Origin of the sequence: Bacillus sp. 2D03 (genome assembly GCF_003946765.1) — a bacterium.
In the GTDB taxonomy this organism is placed as follows: Bacteria; Bacillota; Bacilli; order Bacillales; family Bacillaceae_G; genus Bacillus_A; species Bacillus_A cereus.
The window spans coordinates 41,548-67,497 of sequence record NZ_RPSJ01000012.1 but is presented as its reverse complement, the minus strand read 5'-3'; the positions used below and the strand labels follow the sequence as shown (position 1 = coordinate 67,497).

The window sequence follows — 25,950 nt, the reverse complement described above, 5'->3', positions numbered from 1 at the left end:
TATACCTCTTCAAAATAAACAGCAACCTTTTATTATTTGACAATAATTTAACAATGTAAGAAACCTAAGCGATAACGTATACATATACAGTTATTATTTTACTCAATACTTTAGAGATATATTCTTTTCAAAAAAAAAAACAGCTGCTAACATTTAGCTAGCAGCTGGGTAACTTATAAATAACTTAGAAAATAAATCATCTGTCGTTTCAGTAATTTTATCAAACAGATCACTTTCTTCCGCTTCTTGCTCTTTTAACATCTTAATTGTTTCACGTGCATCTTCAGGGTAATCGGTTATGATACCATCTACGTTCAACTTATAATATGCCTTTAAATTTTCCATATCATTTACTGTCCATACGTAAATTGGTTTGTTTAACTTCCTTGCTTCTTTTACTAACTTCTTATTTAACATATATTCTTCTGCTACGTAAAAGTCAGCCTTCACATTCTTTAAGTTAGCTCTACTTGCATACAATATATACCCTACTTTTATATCTGGATTTGCACGCTTAAACTCTTTAATAAGTGGATAGTGTAACGTTTGAATTACACATTGCTTCTCAAATTCATTATCTTTAATCGTTTTTAAGACTTTGTTTACAAAATCTTTTTCGCCCCCATGAAGCTTCACTTCTATATTAAGTTTGATTTTGCCATTTGCTAGCTTAATGATTTCATCAAGTGTACTTATTTGTCCTGAAAGTCCATCTTGACTAAGGGTAAGCTGCCTTAACTCAGCCATCGTTAAATCTGACACATGCACATTGGCATTTGCGAGACGTTTCAGCTTCAAATCATGTATAACCGCTAGTTCACCGTCTTTCGTTTGTAATACATCTATTTCAGCGTAGTCTGCTTTTGCATCAATAGCACCTTGCACAGCTTCTTTCGTATTTTCTACACCTTTTGATATATACCCGCGGTGCGCCATAATAATCGGTTCTTTATATGAATTTGAAATAAACGTTACAATGAAAGCAACGACCATTCCGGCAGTAATAATTCCTACAATGTATACGCCAATGAATTTCCAACGATGTTTTTGGAAGAAACATTTATCTGCTTTCGTTTTCGAATAATCTAATCCTTCTTCTAATAAAACATCCTCAACCGGTACCTTTTGTAAGTATAATCGCGTAATCGCCATAATATAAAATGGCGTCACGATAAAGCTGAATAAATACAATGTGCTCGTTAAAAATACAGAAATCGTTGATTCAGCTAATAATGCAAATGTTCCTTTCGGGTTTGTAAATTCATAAACACCCCATAGGCACAATAAATATATTCCCAAAAACACGACATATACAATTCCAATTGAAATAAAAAATCCTACTAAAAAGAATAGTACTTTAAAAAAGCTTTCCTTTACTAAAGTTGCACTTTTACGTGCTGCCACGCGAAATGGTTTTTGCTCTAAAACAACAATGGGTAGAACGAAAATCCATCGAAGATTCAAATACGCGACTACAGCAAAGAACGTGTAATAACCAACTTGTCCCATCGTTGTCTTAAACAGTTCTCCTGTAATAAAGTTAGGAATTTGAATTTGCGGGATTAACGCCGTTTCATATCCCATATTTAAAAGAGGCAACAATACGACAGCATATAAAATAAATCCTGGTAAGCAATATGTGAAAAGAGTAGGTAAATACGTTACCGTTTTATATAAAATCGGACGTAATTTCACCTTCTGTCTTTTATGAGCGAAATACGAAATAATAATAAGCACCGCAAATTCTGTAAAGATAAGAAACAGTGCTAACAATGATAAAATTACGATTGCTAAGATGCCATAAGGCGTCTTTAAAAACGCTAATAATTCATCATTTGTCGCATTTGCATAACCAGCAAAATACAATAACTTATTAAAAATGATTCCAAATAGTGGAACAAACACAATCGCTGCTAATAATTTATAAGCAAGTTGAAAAGTTAATACATTCCAAAAAGCAAATTTAACTGTTTGAAAGGAATGTCTCATTACTCCTGGTATAGATAGTTTTTTACGGTGTTGCATATATTCCTCCAAATTCTAAAACGGTATTTGAGATGGATTCCATATTTCAAGTTCTAATCCATCTTTTTAATAATAATATATTCCGCTTAACATGAACACTCTTATACATATAATGAAAAAAGTGATGGCTACTTCCCATCACTTTTTCATTTATTCTATTTTTTCTCTAGGCCTTGTCCAAATGCTTTCAAGAAGCTAAAACCGAATGTAATAGCTCTATTGATATCTGGATCTTTTAATACTTTAAAGAAATCCATTACTTTTGTTTTTTTACCACTATTTAATTCATCTGTTGCAAATTGCAATCCTGTAACTAAACTTGACGTAATTTGCTTCGTTATTTCTGGATCAACTGAAGATAACGCTTCTCCTGCCCCCATCATATTGTTGAGTGCATTTTTAACTGGTTCACGATTTAATTGCTCCACAGCGATTTTTGAAACATCTTCCTTCGCAGCAAGTAAACTAATTGCTGCATCTAATATACCAGCCTTCTGCAACTGTGCTAAAAGCTGCATCGTTTCTTCTACTGCTTCACGATTATTAGATAACTCATTTAGAAGTTCATCTGCTACTTGCTGTTTCTGTTCTTCCTCTGTTACAACTTTCTTTTTAATTACAGTAATTTCTTTCGCCACTATCTCCGCCCCCTAGTCCACAAGTGATACGTATTGTTTTCTTTGCCATTTTTGCTGGATTTCAACACCATTTTGCGGATTACGCTTTTTATCTCTCGGGTTTGAAGATGGTAACGGACGATTCCCTTTTTCACGTAGTACACGCATCTTTACCATCGTTTGTTTATACGCTGGTGTACACGTATAAAGATCTGTCGCCGTTCCAGTTAAAATATTGATTGCCTCTTCATTTACTGTTGCATGCATCGGTAAATATAGCTCTTTCCCCGTTACACGATCTGTAACAAGTGCCTGTACTTTAATTTTCCCAAATGGTGATGCTAATTCTACAAGACCACCATCTTTCACATTGCGCTCTAGGGCAAGTTCCGGGGAGATTTCAACGAACACTTCAGATACTTTAGATAAAATACCAGCCGATTTATTCGTCATATTCCCTTCATGGAAATGTTCTAACATACGTCCATTATTTAAAAGTAAATCATACTCATCTGGCGCTACAACTGGTGGTATCCATTCATCTAATGATAAACGAGCGAGTTTATCTGGGAAGTTAAATCCGTCTACATATAATAGCGGTGTATCGCTACCATCATGACTACCCCAACATAAACTATTCCATCCTTCTAGACGGTCGTACGTTGCTTGAGAGTATAACGGTGCAAGTGACGCGATTTCGTCCATAATTTCACTTGGACTTTCATAATTCCAATCCCCGCCTAGTGCACGAGCAACTTTTTGTAAAATCCACCAGTCTGGTTTTGAATCACCAAGCGGCTTCAATACTTCATATAATCTTTGAATGCGGCGCTCTGTATTTGTAAACGTTCCTTCTTTTTCTAAGCTTGGTGCCGCTGGTAAAATAACATCAGCAAAACGAGCTGTTTTCGATAAGAACATATCTTGAACAACAAGGAAATCTAAATTCGCTAAAATATGTTGTACATGGTTGGCATTCGAATCTACTAAAGCCATTTCTTCACCCATAACATACATACCACGCAGTTTTCCTTCATCTGCCGCAAGTAACATTGCAATATTATTTAAGCCTGGTGCTTTCGGAATTGTAGTACCGTATGCTTTTTCAAATTTCGCACGGAGCGCATCATCTGAAACCGCTTGGTAACCTGGAAGCCAGTTTGGTAATGTTGCCATATCACAAGCGCCTTGTACGTTATTATGTCCGCGTAATGGGTATGCTCCTGCACCAGGACGACGATAGTTACCCGTAACAAGCAATAGATTTGAAATTGCTGCTGAAGTTGTACTTCCTCCAGTATTTTGAGTTACACCCATTCCCCAAAGTACACAAGTACCATCTGCTTCATATACCATACGAGCCATTTCTTTCAGATTTTCTTTCGAAATCCCCGTGATTTCTTCTGTATAATCAAGCGTATACTTTTCTACCATTTTGCTATATTCATCAAAATTCTTCACATTTTCAGCTATGAACTTTTTATCGTGCCAATCTTGATCAATAATATATTTCGTAATACCAGCGAGCCATACGTAATCAGTTCCTTGGCGCGGATGAATGAATAAATCCGCACGCTCTGCCATTTCATGTTTACGAAGGTCTGCCACAATTAATTTTTGGTCATGTAATTTATGTGCACGTTTTACACGCGTTGCAAGTACAGGATGTCCTTCTGTTGGATTTGCTCCAACGATAATGACAAGGCCTGCTTCCGCAATATCTTTCACTGTTCCAGCGTCCCCGCCCATACCGACAGTTTTAAATAAACCGTCTGTTGCTGGAGATTGACAATAACGGGAACAGTTGTCTACATTATTCGTTCCATATATTTGACGGGCTAGTTTTTGCATAAGATAATTTTCTTCATTCGTTACTTTCGAAGAAGAAATAAATCCAAATGCATCACTTCCATATTCTGATTTAATATGCTGCATATTGGATGCAACAACTTCAAGAGCCTCTTCCCATGAAGCTTCAACAAACATATCTCCTTGGCGAATTAATGGCTTCGTAATGCGGTCTTCACTGTTTACAAAATCCCATCCAAATTTGCCTTTTACACATGTGGAAATACCGTTAACCGGCGCATCTGAAACAGGCTGTACTTTCAAAATGTGGCGGTCTTTCGTCCATACTTCAAATGAACAACCTACACCACAAAATGTACAAACTGTTTTTGTTTTATTCACTTTCGTCTTACGCATCGCAGCCTCTACTTCTGAAACTGCTAAAATACTACTATATCCAGGTTCTACATCCTTTACAAAATCAATCATCGGATCTAACACATCCGGTTTCAATCCTGTCATGAATCCAGCTTCACCCAGCATTGTTTTTTCCATTAACGCATTACATGGACATACTGTTACACACTGCCCACAACTTACACAAGATGAGTCATTTATACTTACACCATTGTCCCATATAACACGTGGACGGTCTAAGCTCCAATCAATCGATATAGTTTCATTCACTTGTAAGTTTTGACATACTTCTACACACTGCCCACAAGCAATACATTGATTTGGATCATATCGATAAAATGGATGTGACATATCCACTTCACACGCACTTACTTTCGGCTCATACGGATATTTCTGTTCCTCAATTCCCATCATATGTACTGTATTGTGGACTTTACAGTTACCATTATTGTTATCACAAACAGTACAATACAATAAATGATTCTCTAATATCCGATCCATTGCCTCAGTCTGTGCCTCTTTTGCACGCTGGGACTGTCTTTCAATATGCATACCATTCTCTAATTTCGTTGAACAAGCACGCATTAACTTCCCATTTACTTCTACAATACACGTATCACAAGTTTGAATTGGATCTACTTCTGGTACATGACAAATTTGAGGATGTTCCAAATTACTCTCGTTAAATAATTGTAGTATCGTCTTTTCACCTGATGCAAAAAATTCTTTACCATCGACGGTTACACGGACTGTCTGTTCTGCCATAGTTTCCCCTCTCCTTACAACCAACTGTACAACACAATTATGAATCCGTTTTCAAAATCGCATTACTGTACATATTTTTGAAACGCTCTACCCAAATACTTTCTTATGAAGTCGATTCTAGATGTTATAAGGTATAACTACGAAAGCTTGAAATTATCACTATTCTACAGTTCTATTATATCGTACATATACAATAATAACCAAAATAATCTGTGATCTTCTTGTTAATAGGTGTTTTTATTTTTTCCATTGTTTTATGATAAATGTGGGAGAGAAATACATATAAAAGGGGAATTTAATATGGGGCCTACGCAAGAGACTTATACAATTGTACGCTATCAATCTGGTACATTTTCAAAACAGCTTGATGAGATTGTTACAGAATCTCCTATTACTATTAAGTTGAATGGTGAAGAATATGTAACAGTCGTATGCACACCAAATTATATTGAAGATATGGTAATTGGTTTTTTAATTTCTGAGGGGATTATTTCTTCCTATAAAGATGTTGAAGAACTATGGGTTCAAAAAGATAACGGAATTGTCCATGTAAAATCATCAAAAGTGAATCCGCTCTATCAAACTTTATATAATAAACGATACATCACTTCTTGCTGCGGAAAAGGTAGACAAGGTTTTATTTTCGTAAACGACGCAGCAAAAGCAAAAGACTTACATGATATACATGTAAAAATTACTCCTGAAGAATGCTTTCACTTAATGAATACCTTGCAACAATCTTCTACTACATTTCGCCAAACTGGCGGTGTTCACAATACCGCGCTATGTGATCGAAACAATATCCTCCTATCAAGAATGGATATTGGAAGACATAATGCATTAGATAAAATATATGGTCATTGTTTGCGTAACGATATATCCATTAAAGGAAAAATCATCGCATTTAGCGGACGTATTTCATCCGAAATTTTACTCAAAGTTTCAAAAATCGGATGTGAAATTGTTCTATCTAAATCCGCTCCAACAAAACTGGCATTGCAACTTGCCCATGATTTAGGCATTACAGTCGTAGGGTTTATTAGAAATGAATCTTGTAATATTTACACACATCCAAAACGAATTGATGGCTATCAATCCAATGTTTAAAAAATAACTCCTCAATCGAGGAGTTATTTTAGTTATAAAAATGTAACATATTAAACACTTGAATAGTTAACAAAGTTAATATATAATTTAATTACATAATTAAAACAAAACATTGTAGCATATATCTTTTCATTCTTTTACAAATTAAAAGAGAATACTAACAAAACATATACTCAATCTTATAAAAGTAATGGATTTATTTGAAATCCACCAGGGAGGTTACAACTATGGAAATTCGCTTATTAACAACAGAGGACGCAGAAATATATTTAAAAGTTTGTATGGAAGGTTTAACGAAGAATCCGGAAGCTTTTAGCTCTTCTTATGAAGATGTTCTTAAACATGAAAATCCTGTGGCTGCTATGGCTAAACGATTAAGCAATCCGGATAAGTATACTCTAGGTGTCTTCAAAGATAATGATTTAATTGGTATCGCTACTTTAGAAACAAAACCATTTATTAAACAAGAACATAAAGCAAAAATTGGCTCCGTTTTTGTTTCCCCAAAAGCACGTGGTCTCGGAGCAGGACGAGCTCTAATTAAAGCAATTATTGAAAATGCCGATAAATTACATGTAGAACAACTCATGCTTGATGTTGTAGTTGGTAACGTTGGTGCAAAAAAATTATATGAGTCATTAGGTTTCCAAACTTACGGCGTACAAGAGCGTTCATTAAAACACAATGGTCAATATTGGGACGAGGAACATATGGTTTTGTTCTTAAATGATTAATACTTCAATATAAAGTGAAACTTTACTCAGTGTTTTTTTTCCATTCCCTACTGAGTATTAGTTGAACCAATCGGGCTTTTACGGGCAGTTATCGCCCACCTAACTCCCTCGCATTCGCTGAATTTTAAGGTGGGAGTTACTGCCCACAAATAGCGGGGGAGTTTTCCAAAAACATCTTTCTTAATAAGAAAGATGTTTTTTTGCATTACAACAATGTAATCTTCATGTCACCTTTATCGATCGTACCAATCCTTACCATTCATTATACTAAAAATATAAAGTGAAACTTTACTCAGTGGGGAACTACATCCCACGCTGATCGCATGTACTTGATATGTAGAGGAGAATGTGATATGAAACAAAACAAACGAGCTATGCTTTTAATATTTACTACAGCAATTGTAACTTCTGGGTTAGCAATTTTACCTTGGTTTATCATATAGGAATACTCCCCTAACAATGAAAAAAGCTGATTGCTCCTTAAGAAGCAATCAGCTTTTTTATATTATAAAATCCCCAAAATTTTATTTACGCAACTTATAATAATAATCATAGATACGGCAACACACATGACAACCGTATTACGATCTTGCTTTTCTTTTTTTGAAATTTCTTCTTTTGAATTCATGTGTATGATCTCCTTTAAAAAAAAGTGTGAGATAGGAAATTTTTCTTATCCGATGCGAGGTGAATACGAAAACCCTCTCTATCTCACATACACAATAGAATGGAATTGTCATTTTATAAATAAAATGACATGACGTTATGTCGCAACATAGGGTATTTTGTGTCGCTACGTTTTCTATTATAAAAAATAGTTGTGCAAAACTAGTGCATTTTTTATGTCAATTACTCTGAGCGAAAAATAACTCTTCCACTCAATCACATAAAAAGAGTTTTTTATTATTTTCATGTAAACTATACAAGTAGAATGAACAGTTTGGGGTGCACAAGATTATGGTAAAAATTTTATTAGTAGACGATGAAGAACGTATGTTACGATTATTAGATCTGTTCTTAAGCCCTCGCGGCTATTTTTGCATGAAAGCTACCTCTGGCCTTGAAGCACTAAATTTAATCGAACAAAAAGAATTCGATATTATTTTATTAGATGTTATGATGCCAAATATGGATGGATGGGATACTTGCTATCAAATTCGTCAAATTTCCAATGTTCCTATCATTATGTTAACAGCTCGTAATCAAAACTACGATATGGTGAAAGGCCTCACGATGGGCGCAGATGATTATATTACAAAACCATTTGATGAGCATGTATTAGTCGCACGAATCGAGGCTATATTACGCCGTACAAAAAAAGATGGCTTTGTTAGTTTCAATGGTATTGAGTGGGATAAAACGAAACATACTGTCACAGTTTATGATGAAAAAATCTCATTAACTCCTATCGAATTTTCGTTACTCGGACTATTTTTGCAAAATACAAACCGTGCTTATAGCCGAGATGATTTAATCGAAAAAATTTGGGGCTATGAAACAGATATCGAATATAGAACAATTGATTCACACATTCGTAATATCCGTGATAAACTACGCAAAAAAGGATTTCCAATTGAAGATTACTTAGAAACGGTCTATAAAGTCGGATATAAATGGAAAAGTGAATAATTACTTCGGTCAGTGGGAAATCGTATACCACTGACTCTTTATTATGAATAAGGTATGGTGAAAAAATGAGTAAACTTTCCCTTAAAATTGGGACATACTTTTTAATATTAGCTTTATGTATTGAAACAATTGCTTTCGTATCTTTTTATAAAAGCCTTTCAAAAATGCGTATTGTAGAGGAAACAGATGCTCTTTTAGAGAAAGGTAATCGCTATAGTAAAAAAATAAAAAGCCGCGAGAGACGGGATGAATATTATAAAGAAATGAAACACGCTGAACATAATAAAAGTCCTAAACGCCCTGTGTATCCTGAATTCGATATTACGAATGAGGCTGCACACTTAGTTGAATCGGAATCAATTTCTAACTCCGATATAGCTATCATTATTACTGACCATAACGGCAAAATTATTTCCACCTCAGAACCCGTAACAAAAGATATGCAAAAACAACTTACTTGTAAAACAGAAACTGTCCCAGACGGCGGATTGGTCGTTGAAAGGAACTGGAAAAAATCAAAGTTCATCACAACAGTAAGCCCACTTAACACAACAAAGTTTCAAGGAAAGCTATATATGCTATTAAAAACATCTTTCCTAGAAAATATGTTACTTAAACTCATGAACCAATTTCTTATCATTAGCGTTTTAACAATTATTTTAACAACAATTTCTGTCTTTGTTTTTTCACGCGTTATTACAGAACCACTTGTAAAAATGAAGAGAGCGACAGAAAAAATGTCAAAATTAAATAAGCCAATTCAATTAGGTATTAAACGGAATGATGAACTCGGAAGTTTAGCAAAAACAATTGAAGATTTATCGAGTGAACTTACGTATATGAAAAAAGAGCGCAATGAATTTCTCGCTAGTGTCGCTCATGAACTATTAACTCCATTGACCTATATGAAAGGTTATGCAAAGGTAGCAAAGAGAGACTCTTTAACAAAAGAGGAGCGAGAAGAATACTTACAAATCATTGAGGATGAAACGGATAGTGTAACCGATCTCGTCCAAGATTTATTTATGCTTGTACAATTAGAACAACACCAATTTGTTATAAAAAAACAAAAAGTGCTTCTTCAGCCATTTTTAGAACGAATGGTTGAAAAAACAAAAACAACATTAACGAATAAGCAAATGCAACTTCATGTATATTGCAAAGATGATTTAGAAGTTTGTATAGACGAAAGACGTATGGAACAAGTTATGTTAAATTTATTACACAACGCTTATCAACATTCGCCAGAAAACACATCCATTACGATACGTGTACTCATGGAAACAGATTCTTTTACAATAAGTGTACAAGATGAAGGTGAAGGTATTCCTGAAGAAGATATCCCGCATATTTTTGACCGTTTTTATCGTGTTGATAAATCTAGAACACGAGCTACAGGCGGAAAAGGCATCGGGCTAGCTGTTGCAAAGGAAATTGTAGAATTGCATAACGGTTCTATTCTAGTAACAAGCCAATTAGGAGCGGGAACAAACTTTATAATCGAGCTACCTTTTGAATAATATGCGTGTGAAAACACCAGTAGTAGTAAACACTACTGGTGTTATTTTGTTCATAAAAACAGCTCATATAAGCTAAGCTTTTGAAATTATTCTTATTTCAATATAAAATAAAGGTACATTTGCAAAGATTTGGAGGGTGATATAATTGGATATCCATGTATTAACAAAAGACGAAGCAGAAATTTACTTAGAACTTCGCGTAGAAGGATTAAAGCAAAACCCTGAAGCATTCAGCTCTTCTTATGAAGATATTATTAATAAAGAGTGTGCGATTGAATATAAAGCACAAAAATTAGCACAAGATGAAAACTATACGCTAGGTGCATTTAAAGATGGAAAATTAATCGGGGTTGCAACACTGGAAACGAAACCATATGTAAAACAAGAACATAAAGCTAAAATCGGTTCTGTATATGTATCTCCAAAAGCACGCGGACTTGGAGCAGGAAAAGCACTTATTAAAGAATGTCTTGAGCTTGCTAAATCTTTAGAAGTAGAACAAGTTATGCTTGATGTTGTTGTTGGCAACGATGGAGCGAAAAAACTTTATGAATCATTAGGTTTTAAAACATTCGGTGTACAAGAACGTTCATTAAAATATAACGGACAATATTGGGACGAAGAGCATATGGTCTTATTCTTAGATGAAAATAAATAATAAAAAACATCCTCATGTTTGGAGGATGTTTTTTACTTTCTTGTAAACCATGCCGTGTGTAATAATTGAATCGCTTTCGCAATCTCTTCCTCTGATAATATCGCAAACCCAAGTAAAACTACACTCTCAGGCGCCGTACCGTCTTTATAGTACGTAGACACAGGATATATTTTAATACTATATTTCGCAGCTTCTTGAATTAATTCTTCTTCCCGCATTCCATTATGCACTTTTAATAAAATGTGTAATCCGGAATCTTCTCCTATCACTTCAACACGATTAGAGAAATACTTCTCTATTTCAAAAACAAGTCTATCTCTCTTCTTTCGGTAGACAACACGCATTTTATGAATATGTTTTTCCCAATATCCTTCATTTAAAAATCTTCTAATCACTTCTTGATCTATTCTTGAAACACTTTGTGTATAAAATAAATATTGCTGTTGATACTTTTTAATTAATTTCTTCGGCAACACCATATAGCTCATCCGTAGCGATGGCAATAATGCTTTAGATAGCGTCCCCATATAAATAACTTTCCCCTCTGTATCTAACCCTTGCAGCGCCGGTATAGGCTTTCCAGAATAACGAAATTCACTATCGTAATCATCTTCAATAATATACCTGTTCTCTTCTTTCTTTGCCCATTGTAAAAGCTGCATCCTTCTCGTAATAGGCATAATCATTCCAGATGGAAACTGATGGGAAGGTGTAACAAATACAACATTCGCATTGCTATTTTCTAAATCTGCAATACAAATTCCATCTCTATCTAAAGATAACATTTTGACTCTTGCTTCTCCCTGTTCAAAAACAACCATCTTCCTATGATACCCTGGGTTTTCAACTGCATAATTGCTTTCCTTTAACAATTGAAACAATAGTTTCACTAATATTTGTGTTCCCGCTCCTAATACAATTTGACTAGCTGAACAACGCACACCTCTAGATTCATACAAATAATTTGTAATCTCTTCTCTTAAGCTTGCTTCCCCTTGAGGGTGTCCTAGAAAGAGAAGTTCGTTATTATGCGGTTGCCATACTTCATTTACAATTTTCCGATACATATTAAATGGAAAAGCATTTGTATCAATTCCTGTTTGTGTAAAGTCAAATTTATAACGCTTCTCCTGAAACGGGACTTCTTCTATCCTCTCTTCGCTATCCTCTACATGAACCATTTGCTCAATCTTGCATACAAAATAACCTTTTCTCGATATCGATTCAATATAACCTTCTGCAAGTAATTGTTCGTAGGCTGCCTCTACTGTATTTTTACTTACTTGTAAATGTATCGCTAACTTTCGCTTAGCCGGTAATTTCGTAAAAGGGACAATCGATCCATCTTTAATCTCTTTTTTTATATACTCATACAATTGCACATACAATGCCTTTTTACTATTCACATTTAAATTAGGCGTTAATTCTAACATAATATCTGACCCCTTAATAAAACTAAAATCTGATACTTTTTACAGTACCAGATTTTATATATAATTCCTTTTATCATGTCACACATCAAAAATCAAATACCGGAGAGGAGAAACATGATAATGAACAATGGTAGACGTATCGGACTCATTATGATTATTACAGGGGCTACATTATGGGGATTATCTGGTCCAATGATTCAGTGGCTATTTCAGCATACTAATGTATCCTCAATTGATTTTTTAACAATTCGATTGTTACTTGCAGGAATATTTATTTTGTCTTTCTTACTTATAAAGAAACAAAACATATTTCAAATTTGGAAACACCCTAGATATTCTATACAACTTATTATTTTCTCTATTCTCGGCATGCTTGGTGCGCAATACGCCTTTATCGAAACGGTTCATATTAGTAACGCGGTCACAGCAACGCTATTTCAATTTCTAGGTCCTGTTCTTATTACCATGTATGTTGCATTTGAACAAAGAAAATTCCCTGCTTCCATGCAACTATTCGCAATTATAGCCGCGCTAATAGGAACATACTTTATTATTACAAATGGCTCAATTGAAAATATTGTTTTATCTAAAGAAGCTATTATTTTTGGACTATTAACAGCAATTGGATTTGCATTTTATACCCTTCATCCAGCTTCGCTTATTAAAGCATGCGGAACAACTATAGTAATTGGTTGGGGGATGTTAATCGGAGGAATTGCACTACTTATTTATAATCATTCATTCGGGTGGAATCAATTTTCACAAACCTTTACACTAAAAACTTTTTCTATGCTTATTCTTATCATTATTAGTGGTACCCTTTCTTTCCTTCTGTATATCGGTAGTCTTAAATATTTAGCAGCAACAGAAACAAGCATTTTATCTAGCATTGAACCCCTTGTAGCTGCCATCGTTTCAATCACTTGGCTAAGTGAATCTTTTGGAGCATATCAATTATTAGGCGGCATATGTATCGTTCTATCCGTTATTTTTTTGACGATGCCCCAAAAAGAAACCGAACCAACCTATACAACGGAACAAATATAAAATGAAACTTTAATTAGTGGGGCTATCTCCCACTGATTATTAACCTACACCAATCGGGCTTTTACGGGATACAAAATGTCAAAAGAGGTCGTACAAAACTTACGACCTCTTTTGACATTTTAAAGGAATTGTCCCGCCTTCTAGCAAATACAATTACACTAACAATAAAAACTAGGAGTGTGGCACCATGAAAAAAATCGGAACTATGCTACTTCTCTCCTTCCTCATCACTGGATGCACACAAGCACAACCTGATTCAAAAGCATCTAAAACTGAAGCTGTCGCAACGTCCAATCAAGTGAACGCACCTTCCTTCTTTCATCTTAGTGTTTTAAAAGATGTAAATTGGGAAGAAGCACCCTCATTCATAGACGGAAAAATACCTTTAAAAGGCATCGAAGGAAAAATCGCAATGGCTGATAGTCCTATTATCGCAAATGAACAAAATGAAATAATGTGGTACTTTCTAGATTCTGAAATACCAACTGGAAAATTGTCTATTATTGCGCTAAAACATGGATCTGTAACTCCAACACCAGTACTCTTTCAAAAAGAAATTTCCAAACAAACTTGGACTACTTCAAATACAATCAATTCTACTACAAGCGAACTCCCTCTCGCTATGTCACTACCTTCATCTGGATTATGGTTATTAAATATATATGTGAATGAAAAATATTATGATCAGTTTGTAATCACCGCTGAGTAAAGTGACAAAAATAAACAACTTTCTTACAACAATGTAATTTCTACGTCATGTACTTCGATAGTTGAATTATCTCTCTTCTCTTATACTTAAAGTAAGAAATGAACGAGGAGAGATGAGAGATGAAAAAAGTGATAGAAGTAATCGTAGCAGTAACTGAGGTTTTAGTGAATGGTAAACAAGTTGCAATGGAATTAAATAAATAGTGAAGAAACATAAATAATTCTACACTTCTTCATTATTTTGATTTCTTATCTCAAAAAAGCAGTGCCTTTTAGGCACTGCTTTTAGCTATTAATAACGTGGTATTTTCGTAATTTGTGCCACGCCTGAATCAATAGCTGCTTTCGCTACTGCTTCCGCAACACTTGGAACAACTCTTTTATCTAATGGATTCGGGATTACATAATTCGCATTACGTTCTTCATCAGTAATGATGTTAGCGATCCCATATGCTGCCGCTAATTTCATCTCTTCTGTAATATCAGTTGCGCGCACATCTAACGCACCGCGGAATATTCCGGGAAACGCCAATACATTATTTACTTGATTCGCATAATCCGAGCGCCCAGTTCCTACTACGGCTGCCCCAGCCTCTAATGCATCCTCAGGGAAGATTTCTGGAATTGGATTCGCCATTGCAAACACAATTGCTTTCTCATTCATCGTCTGTACAAGTTCTTTCGTTAATACGTTAGGAGCAGATACGCCAATAAAAATATCAGCTTGGTTAATCGCTTCTTTTAACGTTCCACGCACATGTTCACGATTTGTCTTTTTTGAAACTTCAATTTGTGCTTCGTTCATCCATGTCTCACCTTCACAAACAATACCTTCTAGGCTAACTAGCGTAATGTGCTTTGCACCAGCCTTTAATAATAATTTTCCAATTGCAATTCCTGCCGAACCCGCACCGTTAATAACAATTTTCACATTATCCATTTGTTTGCTAACAACTTTTAATGCATTAATAACAGCTGCTAAAACGACAATAGCTGTTCCATGTTGATCATCATGGAATACAGGAATATTCGTTTCTTCTTTTAATCGTTTTTCAATTTCAAAACAACGCGGTGCTGCAATATCTTCTAAATTAATCCCTGCAAATGTAGGCTCTAAATTTTTTACAAGGGTAACGATTTCATCTACATCCGTTGTGCCTAAACATAATGGGAAAGCATCTACATTCGCAAACTTCTTAAACAAAATACTTTTTCCTTCCATAACAGGCATAGCCGCTTTCGGTCCAATGTTTCCTAAGCCGAGTACTGCTGTTCCATCTGAAACAACTGCCACCATATTGCCACGTGCTGTATAGTCATACACCGTTTCTTCATCTGCTGCAATTGCCTTACAAGACTCCGCTACACCTGGTGTATACGTCAGGCTTAAATCATCCGCTGAATTTACCTCAACTTTACTTGTAATTTCAATTTTCCCTACTAATTCTTTATGCAATAACAATGATCTTTCATTAATTTGATTTGCTAACATACTTATAATCTCCCCTTAATTTGACAAGCTAGCTATATGAATATAGCTAGCTTGTTTGATCATGAAAACATCTTTAATAATATTGTCGCCGTTACAACCATTGCTGCCCCGCCTAAACGAGTCGAAATTTGCGCGAACGGCATTAATTCCATACGATTTGAAGCCGATAAAATAGCAACATCTCCAGTTCCACCTAAACCGCTATGACATCCAGTTACAATCGCCGATTCAACTGGATACATCTTCATCACTTTCCCTACAAGAAAACCTGATGCTACCATTGTAAGAACAACCGATGCGCACACAACAACATATCCTACTGAAAGAACTGCTGCTACGTCTTTTAACGGAATATATAGCAATCCTAATCCAACCATTAAAGGCCAAGTTAAATTCTTCGAAATAAATTTATATAAATGGAATGCTCCTTGCTCCATTTTTGCTGGCATTAATTTAAAGTATTTCACAAGCGCTGCTGAGAAAATCATAATGATTGCCCCAGGAATACCGATGAACTTAGAAGCAAATCCTCCGAAGATGAAGAACGTACACGCAATTAATAAACCTGCTCCCATTAATGAGAAGTCAATTGGCTTCTCTGTATTTTGTTCTTTTAATAATTCTGCTTGATTGTCTGTTTTCACTAATACACCGTTACCACTAAGCTCCGGTTTCTTCTCACCTAAACGCTTCATATACCCTGCACTTACAATTGCGAACATATTTCCAATAATAGCTGCTGGAATAAGCTGTGATACAAACGTTGCTGATGATTCATTTAAAATATCACTATAAGCTAGCGACAATGGTAAAATCCCTTCCCCGATACCACCACTCACAATTGGTACGATGATAAAGAAGAATGTGTGCTTCATTTCAAATCCAAATAATGAACCGACCAATAATCCTACTGCTACAGAAGCTAACGTCCCTACTACTAAAGGAATAAACATGCGAACGAAACCTTGTACTAACACTTTACGGTTCATTCCTAAAATACTTCCGACTACTAAACAAGAAATATATAAATATAAAAAGTTCGATTTTTTCATTAACATAGTCGCAGCTTCCATTGAAGCTGGATTCATCCAGTTAAAAAATACAAGTAATGATGGAATAAATAACGAAAGTATTGCTGGACCGCCGATATTTTTTAAAATTGGAATTCTCATCCCAATATCGCCTAAGAAAATCCCCATGATCATAATAACTGCAAATCCACCAATCATATCTGCTGGCAATTTATTATATACAGATGCCCCATAAATAATAGCAGCCAATACTACATATAATGGTAAAGGTATAACACCGATTTTTACATTCATAATTTTAGAAGCGAAAGATTCTCTTTGTACTTCATTTCCTTCAGAAAATGATACCGCTTCCACATTCTTTTGAATTCCCATATGGCACCCCCTCGTTTTCTTAATAACAATATTAAAACGCTTTCAATAGTAAAAATAGTTTTTGTAAGTTTTGTAATTGATTTTGTAATTAAAAAAAGTATAAGCGACTTATATTAAGTCGCTTATACGTAAAACTCTATTTTCTTTTGATCAACACATCTTAATTTACTTACAGGTCTTCCCACATGTTGGTACATCATTTCGTTTTCTAACACCCCAATGTCAGTCAGAAACATTACATATTTTCGAATAGAAACTCTTGAAATTCCAACTAATTGTGCCATTTCATCTGTTGTAAATACTCTTCCATTCAGAGACTCGATCTTCTGCCAAATTAATTGCAACGTTTGCTTCGTTAAACCTTTCGGAAGCTCTTTAGTGACAGTAGGCTCTCTTTTTTCTTTTTGTAAAATTAACGAATCTAATTCCGATTGACTAATTTTTTGTTGTTCTTTCATGAAAGTAAATTTTTCTCGATATATAGTTAATGCCTCTTTAAATCGTTCAAATGTAAATGGTTTAATTAAATAATCTACAACTCCATATTGTAATGCTTTTTTAATACTCCCCATATCATGTACAGCTGAAATCATCATTATATCGATTTCTTTTTCTTGGTTCCGGATATACATTAAAAGCTCAAACCCAGTCTCTTCAGGCATAAAAATATCAAGTAATACTAAATCTACTCGTGATTTCTCTAATACTTCTATCGCTGACTTTACTGAGTTAACTGCTTGAACAAGTTCAAACCCTCCTACTTGTTCTAAATAATGCGTATTTAACATTGCTACCATCGGGTCATCTTCTACAATTAAAACTTTAATCATATTTGCCTCTCATCCCTACCTTTAGGTATTTCAATTGTTATCGTTGTTCCCTTTCCTACTAATGAATGCATATGAATTTCCCCATTTATTCGCTGTATACTTTCTTTTACAAGATACAAACCATAACCGCGGTTATCTCCCTTTGTGGAATAACCTTTCGTAAATAATTCCTCTATTTCTTTTTCTTGTATACCTTTTCCCGTATCTTGTACTGTAATAGTTAGTATATCCCCATGTTGTATCTCAACTTCAACTTGCTTCTTTTCACAATTCGTCACTGCTTCTAATGCATTATCAATTAAATTTCCGACAATCGTAATAAGTTCATGAGTAATACTTTCATCATCTATTTCCGGCATATAAGAATCTTCACTTATAATTAATTTTATATTTTTCTCTCTAGCATAGCTGAGCTTACCTAGTAAAAAACCAGCAAATACTGGACTTTTTATTCTTTTCATAACTCCACCAATTTCATATTGATGCTCTGATACCATGCCGCTTATATACTTCTGTAATTCTTCATACTGTTTCATATGTGTAAGCCCTAATACGACATGCATCTTATTCATAAACTCATGAGATTGTGCCCGTAATGCTTCTGCATATAGTCTAATACCAGTTAGTTCCTCTGCTAGTTTTCTAATCTCTGTTTTATCACGAAATGTTGCAATTGCACCAACTATTTCTCCTTTTACATATAAAGGAACTCGATTCGTCACAATCGTAATTCCATAAATATTTTGTTCTTCGTTTAATTGTACTTCTCCCGTTTGCAATACTTCTTTTATACGTGAATTTGGCATATACAACTCAACATCTTTACCGATAAAATCTTCTTCAAGTCCGCTTTTTTTAAATAGACGTTTCGCTTCATTATTAATTAACGTTACTCTAGCCTCTTTATCTACAGCAATAATACCTTCCTTTACAGATTGTAGCATCGTATTTCTTTCTTCAAGAATTTTTGCTATCCTGTGCGGCTCAAGACCGAATAAACTTTTCTTTATATGTCTAGCTAGCAATATTGCTCCTATAATTCCGACTAATACACCCACTCCGACACCAATATAAATGATATGTCTACTTTCCTTAACTCTCTCTTTTACATTATCTGCTGAAATACCAACAGCCACTGCTCCAAGTTGTTCACCTGTTTCAGAAAATATTGGTACAAACACTCGCATGGAAATACCTAAAGTTCCTTCTGCTAACGATACATGTTCTTTTCCTTTCAATGCAGGCCCTTCATCTCCCCCAATAAAATGATGCCCTATTTTTTGAGGATTTGGATGTGACTTTCTTATTCCATTCATGTCCATAACTACAATAAATTGAACACCTGTGTTTTGTAATATTCTATTTGTATACGTTTGGATTGCAGAGGTATCTGCTTTCCCAACCAAACCATCGATTACAATCGAATCATTCGCCACAATGTGTGCAATTGTTTTTGCTTTCTCTGCTTGGCTATCCTCCGTCGTCCGTTCTACATTATGACTAATTAATATATCTGTCACAAGTAAAGAAAAAATTACAACTGTACAAACTAACAATGTAATCGTTTTCCATAAATTCCATAGTCTTTTTCTTTTTTTCATCCTGTTAATGACTCCCCTAATTGCTGAATAGAAAAATAAGTAAGGTGATATTATTTTCACCTTACTTATCTGCTGTTATTATACTTTAAATTTACTAGTCATCGCTTGTAGTTCTTCTGCCATCTCAGCTAAGTTTTGCGAAGCTGAACTAATTTCCTCCATGGAATTAACCTGTTCTTCTGTTGAAGCTGCAACACTTTGCATACTAGCTGTATTTTCTTCTGCAGCAGCTGCAATTTCATCAATAGCATTTGTCACTTCATTTGCATCTCCAGCAATTCTCTTCGTTGTTTCTACCATTTGATTAACTTGAGAAACAATATGTGTAGTAGAACTTAAAATTTCCGTAAAACTTACTTTCGTTTTTGTTACAACATCAAGGCCTTGTTGAACTTCTCCATTCACATTATCCATCGCCTTAACAGTATGTTCAATATCCGCCTTAATTTCTGCAATTAAATTTGCAATCTCTCCAGATGACTCTCCTGATTGCTCTGCTAATTTTCTAACCTCATCTGCTACAATAGCAAATCCTCGTCCCTGTTCACCTGCTCTTGCTGCTTCAATAGCCGCATTTAAAGCTAATAAGTTTGTTTGAGTTGCAATGTTTTGAATTGCTTCAGAAATAGCTCCTACTTGCTTTGATTTCTCATCAAGAAGTTTAATAATAGCATCTGACTCGGATACCGACCTAGAAATAGACTGCATTTGTTTTGCGGTTTGTTCAACTAAATCTTCTCCCTCTTCAGCTCTTTCACGGGCATGTAATGAGGAAATAGAAATTGACTCTGCGCTTCCGGTTACACCTTGAATTGCTGTATTTACTTGTTGTAATGTAGCAGCACCTTCTTCAACACCTTGACTTTGTGACTCAGCCCCACCTGATACTTGTTCCATCGCAATTGTAATTTGATCTGTCGCATCATTTGCTTGCTGTACGCTCGCTGTTAACTCTTCAGCCGATGCTGCAACATGTTCTGCTGAAAAGCTAATTTGGGTAATAACATCTTGTAAAGACGTAGACATTTCATTAAATGAATTCCCTAATTTCCCTATGTCATCCTTGGAATGGATTGTAATTTTCTCTGTTAAATCTCCCTTACTAATTTTATATGCCGATTCAGCTATTTTTCGTAATGGCCCTGTAATAGACTTTGTAATGAAATAAATTAATATACTACCAAATGCAATAGCAATAGCAATAACAATAAAAGTCTTATAAAATACTGGATTCGCAGCTTGGGTAATTTCTTCATCAAACATAACTCCAACTACTTTCCAGCCCGTTTTCTCATTTGTTGCAAAGATTAAATTCTTTTTATCATCTTGTTCTGTATAAGAGACATTTCCTTGTTTTTCTTCATAAATCGGTTTAATCCAAGGATCAGTAACTTTTGCACCTGGTTTTCTAGATGGATGACTAACAATTTGCTTATTTTGATCTAAAATAACTGCATAACCTTTTTCACCAATGTTAATCATTTTGGAAATTTTCAAGATGTTATCTAAATTTAAGTTAATTCCTATAACACCTTTACCATCTTTTACTTCTTTTGCAATTGTTACTACCATATTTTTTGTAGATGCTGATTGATATGGTGCAGTAACAATTACTTTCCCTTTATTTTCATGTGCTTCTTTATACCAAGATCTATCTGTTGGATTATACCCATCATCCATTTTGATAAATGGTTCTCTTATAAACTTTCCTGTCTGCGTTCCAATATAAATACCTTCTACTTCTGGATGAAGTTTTATATATTGCGCTAGCTTCGTTCTTACTATTTCTTCCTGTCCATTTGGATATGTATCCTCTGTTAAGATGTCTGCAAAGTACGTCGCATCAACAAATTTCTCTTCTATATTTTGAGAAATAACAGTATTTAAAATCGAAATATTCTCCTTTGCTTTAGCTGTCATTTGATGTTCAAAATTTGTTTTGGCAGTTTGATATGAAACACCACCGATAATAATTCCTGGTATAGTTAAAATAATAAAAAATGAAATGATTAATTTTTTATTGATACTCATACATTTAACCCCGTTAAATATTTTTTGCATAATAAGCCTCCTTTATGTAATGTGGATACTTGTGTCATTTTATACAATTAACATATATAAAACAATATATAATGATAACATGTAAATTTTTCGTCAATTATGCATTTTTACATATTCACTCCTTCTAAAGATGTAATCATAAAAAAATAAGAGAACTTCAGCTTATATAATAAGTTCAAGTTCTCTTATTTCGTAACAAAAAACCCCCACAAAAACTCCTCTTACAATTCCTTACATCTCTTTCCTTACTCATTCATTTAGAGCTTTTCACATAACTAATCGCCTGACTCCCCATTTGCATCCATGCCTTTTCAAAACTTTCTCTCGGTATTTTTACATCTAAACTTTCATTAAGAGGATCTCGAATATATACAAATTCCTTATCATATCCAATAAGCACTACACAATGTTCATTATACGTAATTGAAACATCTCCACTATTTGTTTCCCATGTAGTAAATTCATCTGCATCTAATGGTGCAAATGTTGCATTTGTGATCATGACTACCGGTTGTCCTGCTTTTACACTCTTATAAATTTCTTCTATATTCTTCCCTGTTAAGTCTACAGCTTTATTAGGTAAATATTTTTCCGCTAACTGAAAAAGTGGCCCATGATATACACCGTATCCTGATTCAGAAAATGTATAAATATTACCTACAAATCCTTCATTTGGATTCCCGCGCACACCATCATCTATAAAATCAACTTTTTTTATTTCATTTGCTAATGTCATCTTATCCACTGAAACACCAGCGTATTGTAACATCATCGCTAAGCTTGTCACTTCACAGCCTCGATCTAGCTCTGGTAGTTGCTGAATTAATGGTACACTTGATAAAATGACCTTTTCATCATTATTACTAAATTCCGGTTCTTTTCCGTTTTGTATATTGAAGAATGTCAACTTCTCCACATACTTTGTAACTCCATTTGTATATACACTCCATACCGCTATAGCTAGTAATGCTATACATATATACCACTTAAACCTCCGTATCACTCTCACGCCCTTTTTAGTTCGTTAAATAAGAATAAAATGCGTCAGCATCCGTTCGAATCACTGGTACAAAATTTAGTTCTTTTTCTCTCTCAGGTTGATCTTTTTTTATTTTTTCTGTTAGCTCTTGAATATTCATGTTCGCTTTGTCCATATTAAGCTCATCTGCCAATTGTAGCACCTTTTGTTCATTAATTTCTCTTAATACTTGATATATATCTTTCCCATACAAATCAATATGATATTTTTTTGCTTCTTCCTGCACTTTTTGTTCGTACACCTCTTGTGCTAATTCTTCAATTTCTTTTCCCTTTTGAGAAATGTCTAACTTCCCTGCTTCTTCTCTTACTTTCTTTCCATAGATTTCTTCTGCAATGTCCTCTATTTCTTTTCCATTTGTCGAAATACCTAATTTATCTGCTTCATCATTAATTTTAATCATATTAATTTGATTAATTAAATTTACAATTGATGTATTTTCTATAGATATGCCTAGTTTTAACGCTTCTTGCTTCACTTTTGTTTCATAGATTTCTTCTGACAACGCCCCAACATCTTTTCCTTCAATCGATATGCCTAACTGCTCTGCTTCCCTTCCTACTTCTGTTTCATGAATTTCTTTTTCTAGTGTAATTTGTTCTTTTCCTTCCGTTTCAATACCTAGTTTCTCTGCTTTTTCTTCTGTATGCACTGCATGTATCTTACCATTATTTAATTGTTCTTTACTGCGCTGCGTGTAATCAGTCTTTCCTTTTTGTGTTTCAGAAGGAGAGGCACCCCCTAATATACTTAAGCTCATTACTCCAATAGTGAATACCGTCATCATTTTCTTTTTCAAAATTAATTCCTCCCTCTTATACTTTCTTTCCCATCATTCCCCTAGTTTTTTTAATACTATACATACATCTCATCGCTGCTTGAGATAACATTATGATTGATAAACCCCACTCACATACACCTAGTCTCTTCTTCATGTAACGAACTTTCTTTATGCCATACATAATATAAATAGTTTCTTAACTTTACCTTAAAAAAAGACGACCTTGTGTAAAAACAAGGTCGTCTTTTTACTTATATTTTTTGGTTTTTAGGGAAAATCACTTCAAAACAAGTGCCATCTCCCCATTTGCTCTCTACTGATATTTTTCCGTAATGCTTTTCTACAATCCAATTTGCGATTGAAAGACCTAATCCAGCTCCTTCTGACGTACTTCTTGCTTTATCCCCTTGATAAAAACGATCAAATAATTTTGGAATATCTTCTTCTTTCACTCCTATCCCGTCATCTTTCACCTGTATACGAATTGAACTACTCGTTTGCGTGCAATCAATTTGAATATGCCCACCTTCATTTGTATACTTCATCGCATTATCTAACAGTATGACCATCATTTGATGAATCCGCTCTCTATCCCCCATAAAAGATACGTCACGTTCTACTTTTAGTATCATTTCTTTTTCTTGATAAGAAGCAATCTCCTTATATGGAGCTACTATTTCTTCTAACAATTTATCGAGTTCAAATATTTTCTTATCCATCTCAATTTGATTAGAATCAGAACGGGCTAGCAATAATAAATTACTAACTAGTTTTGATAAACGCCTACATTCTTTTGAAATTGTAGAAATATCCATCGCTTTTTCTTCTATCGTAGCGGATGGTGACTGAAATAACACATCCGTTTTTGATTGAATAACTGCAAGTGGTGTCCTTAGTTCATGTGATGCATCAGAAACGAATTGCTGCTGTTTCTCCCATGAATTTTGAATAGGTACGAGTGCCCTGCCAGCTAAGAAAAAGCCGATTCCTATTGCACATAAACTTCCTATGCTACAACCTATAATAAGAATTAAAAATAAAGTATTTAACATTCCTTCTTCCGCTGTTATATCTCGCACGATTTGAACTATTTCTCCATCTTTTTGAAGCGAAAATGCTCTAAAATATCGTCCTTGTACTTTGATATCTTGTAACTCCCCTATTTTTTCCGGAGAAAACTTTTCCAAATTCTCTTCAAAAATAGAACGGAATTTACGGTTATCGCCCTCTATTTTCACTATTTTCCCATTCCAAGTTATTCTAGTTACTCGCGGATCTCCAATTTGGATATTCTCCATACGTTTTCTTGGTGGTATTTTAACATCTAATTTTTCTCTATACTGAGCCATCATTTTTATAGATTGATCCACTTCATTATAAATACGCTTATATGTGTATGAATAAATAATACTACCTAATATACCTATTAATAGGATAAATACTAATGAATTCACTATAGTCAAACGAATGCGTGTCTTTTGAAACATACTTCCCTTTTTCATTGTTCTTTTAATATATATCCAATACCTCGAACGGTTTGAATATCTTTCTGATAACCGAATGGTTCTAATTTTTTACGCAAATGATGCACATACACTTCCACAATGGCTACTGTCGTATCTGAATCAAATCCCCAAACACGATCAAAAATTTGTTCACGCATTAAAATCTTCCCGCTATTTTGAATGAGATACTCTAGCAGCTCATATTGTTTCAATGTCAACTTAATACTTTGTCCATCTACTTGAACGTCTTTATCTTTTCCGAACAATTCAATCCCTTTATAACGAATCGTTTGCTGCGTTGTTAAACTACCACTTCTGCGTAGTAAAGCGCGAATTCTCGCTTTTAATTCAGGGGCCTGGAATGGCTTAACGATATAGTCATCTCCACCAAAATCCAATCCCTTCACCCGATCTTCTAAAGAATCTCTCGCTGTCAAAAACAGGACTGGTGTTTCAATCTTTTCATCACGTATTTTTTGAATTACTTCAAATCCGTCCATCCCTGGCATCATCACATCCAGTAAAATTGCATCATATATATTTTGAAGAGCTAAAAACAATCCATCTTCTCCATTTATTGCCGTATCTACTTCAAATTCATCACGCAAAATTTGTACGATAGACTCTAATAACGAGGCATTATCTTCTACTACAAGTAAGCGCATGCTCTCACCTTCCATCAAATAGTTCAATTCTATTTATTATTACATTTCTTCTCTTCATAACAAAAGAATGTAGTTACATTACGTTTCATTTTTAACTATTTCCTTCTAAAATTTTGAAGTTT

Annotated in this window: 21 protein-coding genes; 7 read left to right on the top strand and 14 right to left on the bottom strand. The window is 34.5% G+C overall.

Annotated elements, in window-relative coordinates:
• Positions 1–153: 153 nt before the first annotated feature.
• The 3 genes from EBQ15_RS23565 to fdhF form a co-directional block, all read right to left on the bottom strand.
• The gene (locus EBQ15_RS23565) at positions 154–2,025 is read right to left on the bottom strand and encodes a glycerophosphodiester phosphodiesterase (RefSeq protein ID WP_001164705.1); all 1,872 of its coding nucleotides are present in this window, start codon (positions 2,023–2,025) and stop codon (positions 154–156) included.
• A 155-nt stretch (positions 2,026–2,180) separates the two neighbouring features.
• A complete protein-coding gene (locus EBQ15_RS23560) occupies positions 2,181–2,663 on the bottom strand; it encodes a helical membrane plugin domain-containing protein (protein ID WP_001040540.1) in 483 nt (160 codons plus the stop codon).
• Positions 2,664–2,675: 12 nt separating this feature from the next.
• Complete coding sequence (gene fdhF / locus EBQ15_RS23555; protein ID WP_000840636.1) at positions 2,676–5,612, bottom strand: formate dehydrogenase subunit alpha; 2,937 nt, start codon at positions 5,610–5,612, stop codon at positions 2,676–2,678.
• 300 nt (positions 5,613–5,912) lie between these two features.
• Between fdhF and fdhD the strand changes: the two genes are divergently transcribed.
• Together fdhD and EBQ15_RS23545 are read left to right on the top strand one after the other, a co-directional pair.
• A complete protein-coding gene (gene fdhD / locus EBQ15_RS23550) occupies positions 5,913–6,719 on the top strand; it encodes a formate dehydrogenase accessory sulfurtransferase FdhD (RefSeq protein ID WP_000529230.1) in 807 nt (268 codons plus the stop codon).
• A 227-nt stretch (positions 6,720–6,946) separates the two neighbouring features.
• Positions 6,947–7,453, top strand: a complete 507-nt coding sequence (locus EBQ15_RS23545) for a GNAT family N-acetyltransferase (RefSeq protein WP_000405884.1) — start codon at positions 6,947–6,949, stop codon at positions 7,451–7,453.
• Positions 7,454–7,958: 505 nt separating this feature from the next.
• Here the strand turns inward: EBQ15_RS23545 and EBQ15_RS31815 are convergent.
• Positions 7,959–8,081: a hypothetical protein gene (locus tag EBQ15_RS31815; protein WP_001085005.1), complete on the bottom strand. Its 123-nt coding sequence runs from the start codon at positions 8,079–8,081 to the stop codon at positions 7,959–7,961.
• A 329-nt stretch (positions 8,082–8,410) separates the two neighbouring features.
• Between EBQ15_RS31815 and EBQ15_RS23540 the strand changes: the two genes are divergently transcribed.
• The 3 genes from EBQ15_RS23540 (at position 8,411) to EBQ15_RS23530 (ending at position 11,260) form a co-directional block, all read left to right on the top strand.
• A complete protein-coding gene (locus EBQ15_RS23540) occupies positions 8,411–9,082 on the top strand; it encodes a response regulator transcription factor (RefSeq protein WP_000238959.1) in 672 nt (223 codons plus the stop codon).
• Between the two features lie 65 nt (positions 9,083–9,147).
• Entirely contained in the window at positions 9,148–10,602 is a 1,455-nt protein-coding gene (locus EBQ15_RS23535) for a HAMP domain-containing sensor histidine kinase (RefSeq protein WP_000041026.1), read from the top strand.
• Positions 10,603–10,747: 145 nt separating this feature from the next.
• A complete protein-coding gene (locus EBQ15_RS23530; RefSeq protein ID WP_000351212.1) occupies positions 10,748–11,260 on the top strand; it encodes a GNAT family N-acetyltransferase in 513 nt (170 codons plus the stop codon).
• 32 nt (positions 11,261–11,292) lie between these two features.
• Here the strand turns inward: EBQ15_RS23530 and pdxR are convergent, their stop codons facing one another.
• Complete coding sequence (gene pdxR, locus EBQ15_RS23525; protein WP_000891926.1) at positions 11,293–12,693, bottom strand: MocR-like pyridoxine biosynthesis transcription factor PdxR; 1,401 nt, start codon at positions 12,691–12,693, stop codon at positions 11,293–11,295.
• A 120-nt stretch (positions 12,694–12,813) separates the two neighbouring features.
• Here pdxR and EBQ15_RS23520 point away from each other — a divergent pair, with 120 nt between their 5' ends.
• Entirely contained in the window at positions 12,814–13,740 is a 927-nt protein-coding gene (locus EBQ15_RS23520; protein WP_001059051.1) for a DMT family transporter, read from the top strand.
• A gap of 187 nt (positions 13,741–13,927) precedes the next feature.
• The gene (locus tag EBQ15_RS23515) at positions 13,928–14,449 is read left to right on the top strand and encodes a DUF4871 domain-containing protein (RefSeq protein WP_000719681.1); all 522 of its coding nucleotides are present in this window, start codon (positions 13,928–13,930) and stop codon (positions 14,447–14,449) included.
• A gap of 291 nt (positions 14,450–14,740) precedes the next feature.
• On the opposite strand, the gene EBQ15_RS23510 is transcribed toward EBQ15_RS23515, so the two are convergent.
• The 9 genes from EBQ15_RS23510 to EBQ15_RS23470 all read right to left on the bottom strand — a co-directional run bounded on the left by EBQ15_RS23510 (position 14,741) and on the right by EBQ15_RS23470 (position 25,828).
• Positions 14,741–15,940 (bottom strand): NAD(P)-dependent malic enzyme, encoded by a 1,200-nt coding sequence (locus EBQ15_RS23510; protein WP_000880782.1) that lies wholly within the window; start codon positions 15,938–15,940, stop codon positions 14,741–14,743.
• 59 nt (positions 15,941–15,999) lie between these two features.
• Positions 16,000–17,346, bottom strand: a complete 1,347-nt coding sequence (locus tag EBQ15_RS23505) for a 2-hydroxycarboxylate transporter family protein (protein WP_000512722.1) — start codon at positions 17,344–17,346, stop codon at positions 16,000–16,002.
• 122 nt (positions 17,347–17,468) lie between these two features.
• Positions 17,469–18,176 (bottom strand): response regulator, encoded by a 708-nt coding sequence (locus tag EBQ15_RS23500; protein ID WP_000598689.1) that lies wholly within the window; start codon positions 18,174–18,176, stop codon positions 17,469–17,471.
• Positions 18,173–19,777: a sensor histidine kinase gene (locus EBQ15_RS23495; RefSeq protein WP_000746420.1), complete on the bottom strand. Its 1,605-nt coding sequence runs from the start codon at positions 19,775–19,777 to the stop codon at positions 18,173–18,175. The genes EBQ15_RS23500 and EBQ15_RS23495 overlap by 4 nt, the downstream gene beginning before the upstream one ends.
• Before the next feature lie 78 nt (positions 19,778–19,855).
• The gene (locus tag EBQ15_RS23490) at positions 19,856–21,838 is read right to left on the bottom strand and encodes a methyl-accepting chemotaxis protein (RefSeq protein ID WP_001169173.1); all 1,983 of its coding nucleotides are present in this window, start codon (positions 21,836–21,838) and stop codon (positions 19,856–19,858) included.
• A gap of 253 nt (positions 21,839–22,091) precedes the next feature.
• A complete protein-coding gene (locus EBQ15_RS23485) occupies positions 22,092–22,841 on the bottom strand; it encodes a C39 family peptidase (protein ID WP_002004381.1) in 750 nt (249 codons plus the stop codon).
• A gap of 13 nt (positions 22,842–22,854) precedes the next feature.
• Complete coding sequence (locus EBQ15_RS23480) at positions 22,855–23,676, bottom strand: hypothetical protein (RefSeq protein ID WP_000728583.1); 822 nt, start codon at positions 23,674–23,676, stop codon at positions 22,855–22,857.
• 233 nt (positions 23,677–23,909) lie between these two features.
• Positions 23,910–25,160, bottom strand: coding sequence for a sensor histidine kinase (locus EBQ15_RS23475; RefSeq protein WP_082186567.1), 1,251 nt, complete (start codon positions 25,158–25,160; stop codon positions 23,910–23,912).
• Positions 25,157–25,828, bottom strand: a complete 672-nt coding sequence (locus tag EBQ15_RS23470; protein ID WP_001238623.1) for a response regulator transcription factor — start codon at positions 25,826–25,828, stop codon at positions 25,157–25,159. Before EBQ15_RS23470 ends, EBQ15_RS23475 begins: the two co-directional genes overlap by 4 nt.
• Between the last annotated feature and the right edge of the window lie 122 nt (positions 25,829–25,950).

Bases quoted from the DNA above. Each gene is read 5' to 3' on its own strand.
- EBQ15_RS23565 (WP_001164705.1), bottom strand. From the start codon at position 2,025: ATGCAACACCGTAAAAAACTATCTATACCAGGAGTAATGAGACATTCC.
- fdhF (WP_000840636.1), bottom strand. From the start codon at position 5,612: ATGGCAGAACAGACAGTCCGTGTAACCGTCGATGGTAAAGAATTTTTT.
- fdhD (WP_000529230.1), top strand. From the start codon at position 5,913: ATGGGGCCTACGCAAGAGACTTATACAATTGTACGCTATCAATCTGGT.
- EBQ15_RS23545 (WP_000405884.1), top strand. From the start codon at position 6,947: ATGGAAATTCGCTTATTAACAACAGAGGACGCAGAAATATATTTAAAA.
- EBQ15_RS31815 (WP_001085005.1), bottom strand. From the start codon at position 8,081: ATGAATTCAAAAGAAGAAATTTCAAAAAAAGAAAAGCAAGATCGTAAT.
- EBQ15_RS23540 (WP_000238959.1), top strand. From the start codon at position 8,411: ATGGTAAAAATTTTATTAGTAGACGATGAAGAACGTATGTTACGATTA.
- EBQ15_RS23535 (WP_000041026.1), top strand. From the start codon at position 9,148: ATGAGTAAACTTTCCCTTAAAATTGGGACATACTTTTTAATATTAGCT.
- pdxR (WP_000891926.1), bottom strand. From the start codon at position 12,693: ATGTTAGAATTAACGCCTAATTTAAATGTGAATAGTAAAAAGGCATTG.
- EBQ15_RS23520 (WP_001059051.1), top strand. From the start codon at position 12,814: ATGAACAATGGTAGACGTATCGGACTCATTATGATTATTACAGGGGCT.
- EBQ15_RS23515 (WP_000719681.1), top strand. From the start codon at position 13,928: ATGAAAAAAATCGGAACTATGCTACTTCTCTCCTTCCTCATCACTGGA.
- EBQ15_RS23510 (WP_000880782.1), bottom strand. From the start codon at position 15,940: ATGTTAGCAAATCAAATTAATGAAAGATCATTGTTATTGCATAAAGAA.
- EBQ15_RS23505 (WP_000512722.1), bottom strand. From the start codon at position 17,346: ATGGGAATTCAAAAGAATGTGGAAGCGGTATCATTTTCTGAAGGAAAT.
- EBQ15_RS23500 (WP_000598689.1), bottom strand. From the start codon at position 18,176: ATGATTAAAGTTTTAATTGTAGAAGATGACCCGATGGTAGCAATGTTA.
- EBQ15_RS23495 (WP_000746420.1), bottom strand. From the start codon at position 19,777: ATGAAAAAAAGAAAAAGACTATGGAATTTATGGAAAACGATTACATTG.
- EBQ15_RS23490 (WP_001169173.1), bottom strand. From the start codon at position 21,838: ATGCAAAAAATATTTAACGGGGTTAAATGTATGAGTATCAATAAAAAA.
- EBQ15_RS23475 (WP_082186567.1), bottom strand. From the start codon at position 25,160: ATGAAAAAGGGAAGTATGTTTCAAAAGACACGCATTCGTTTGACTATA.
- EBQ15_RS23470 (WP_001238623.1), bottom strand. From the start codon at position 25,828: ATGCGCTTACTTGTAGTAGAAGATAATGCCTCGTTATTAGAGTCTATC.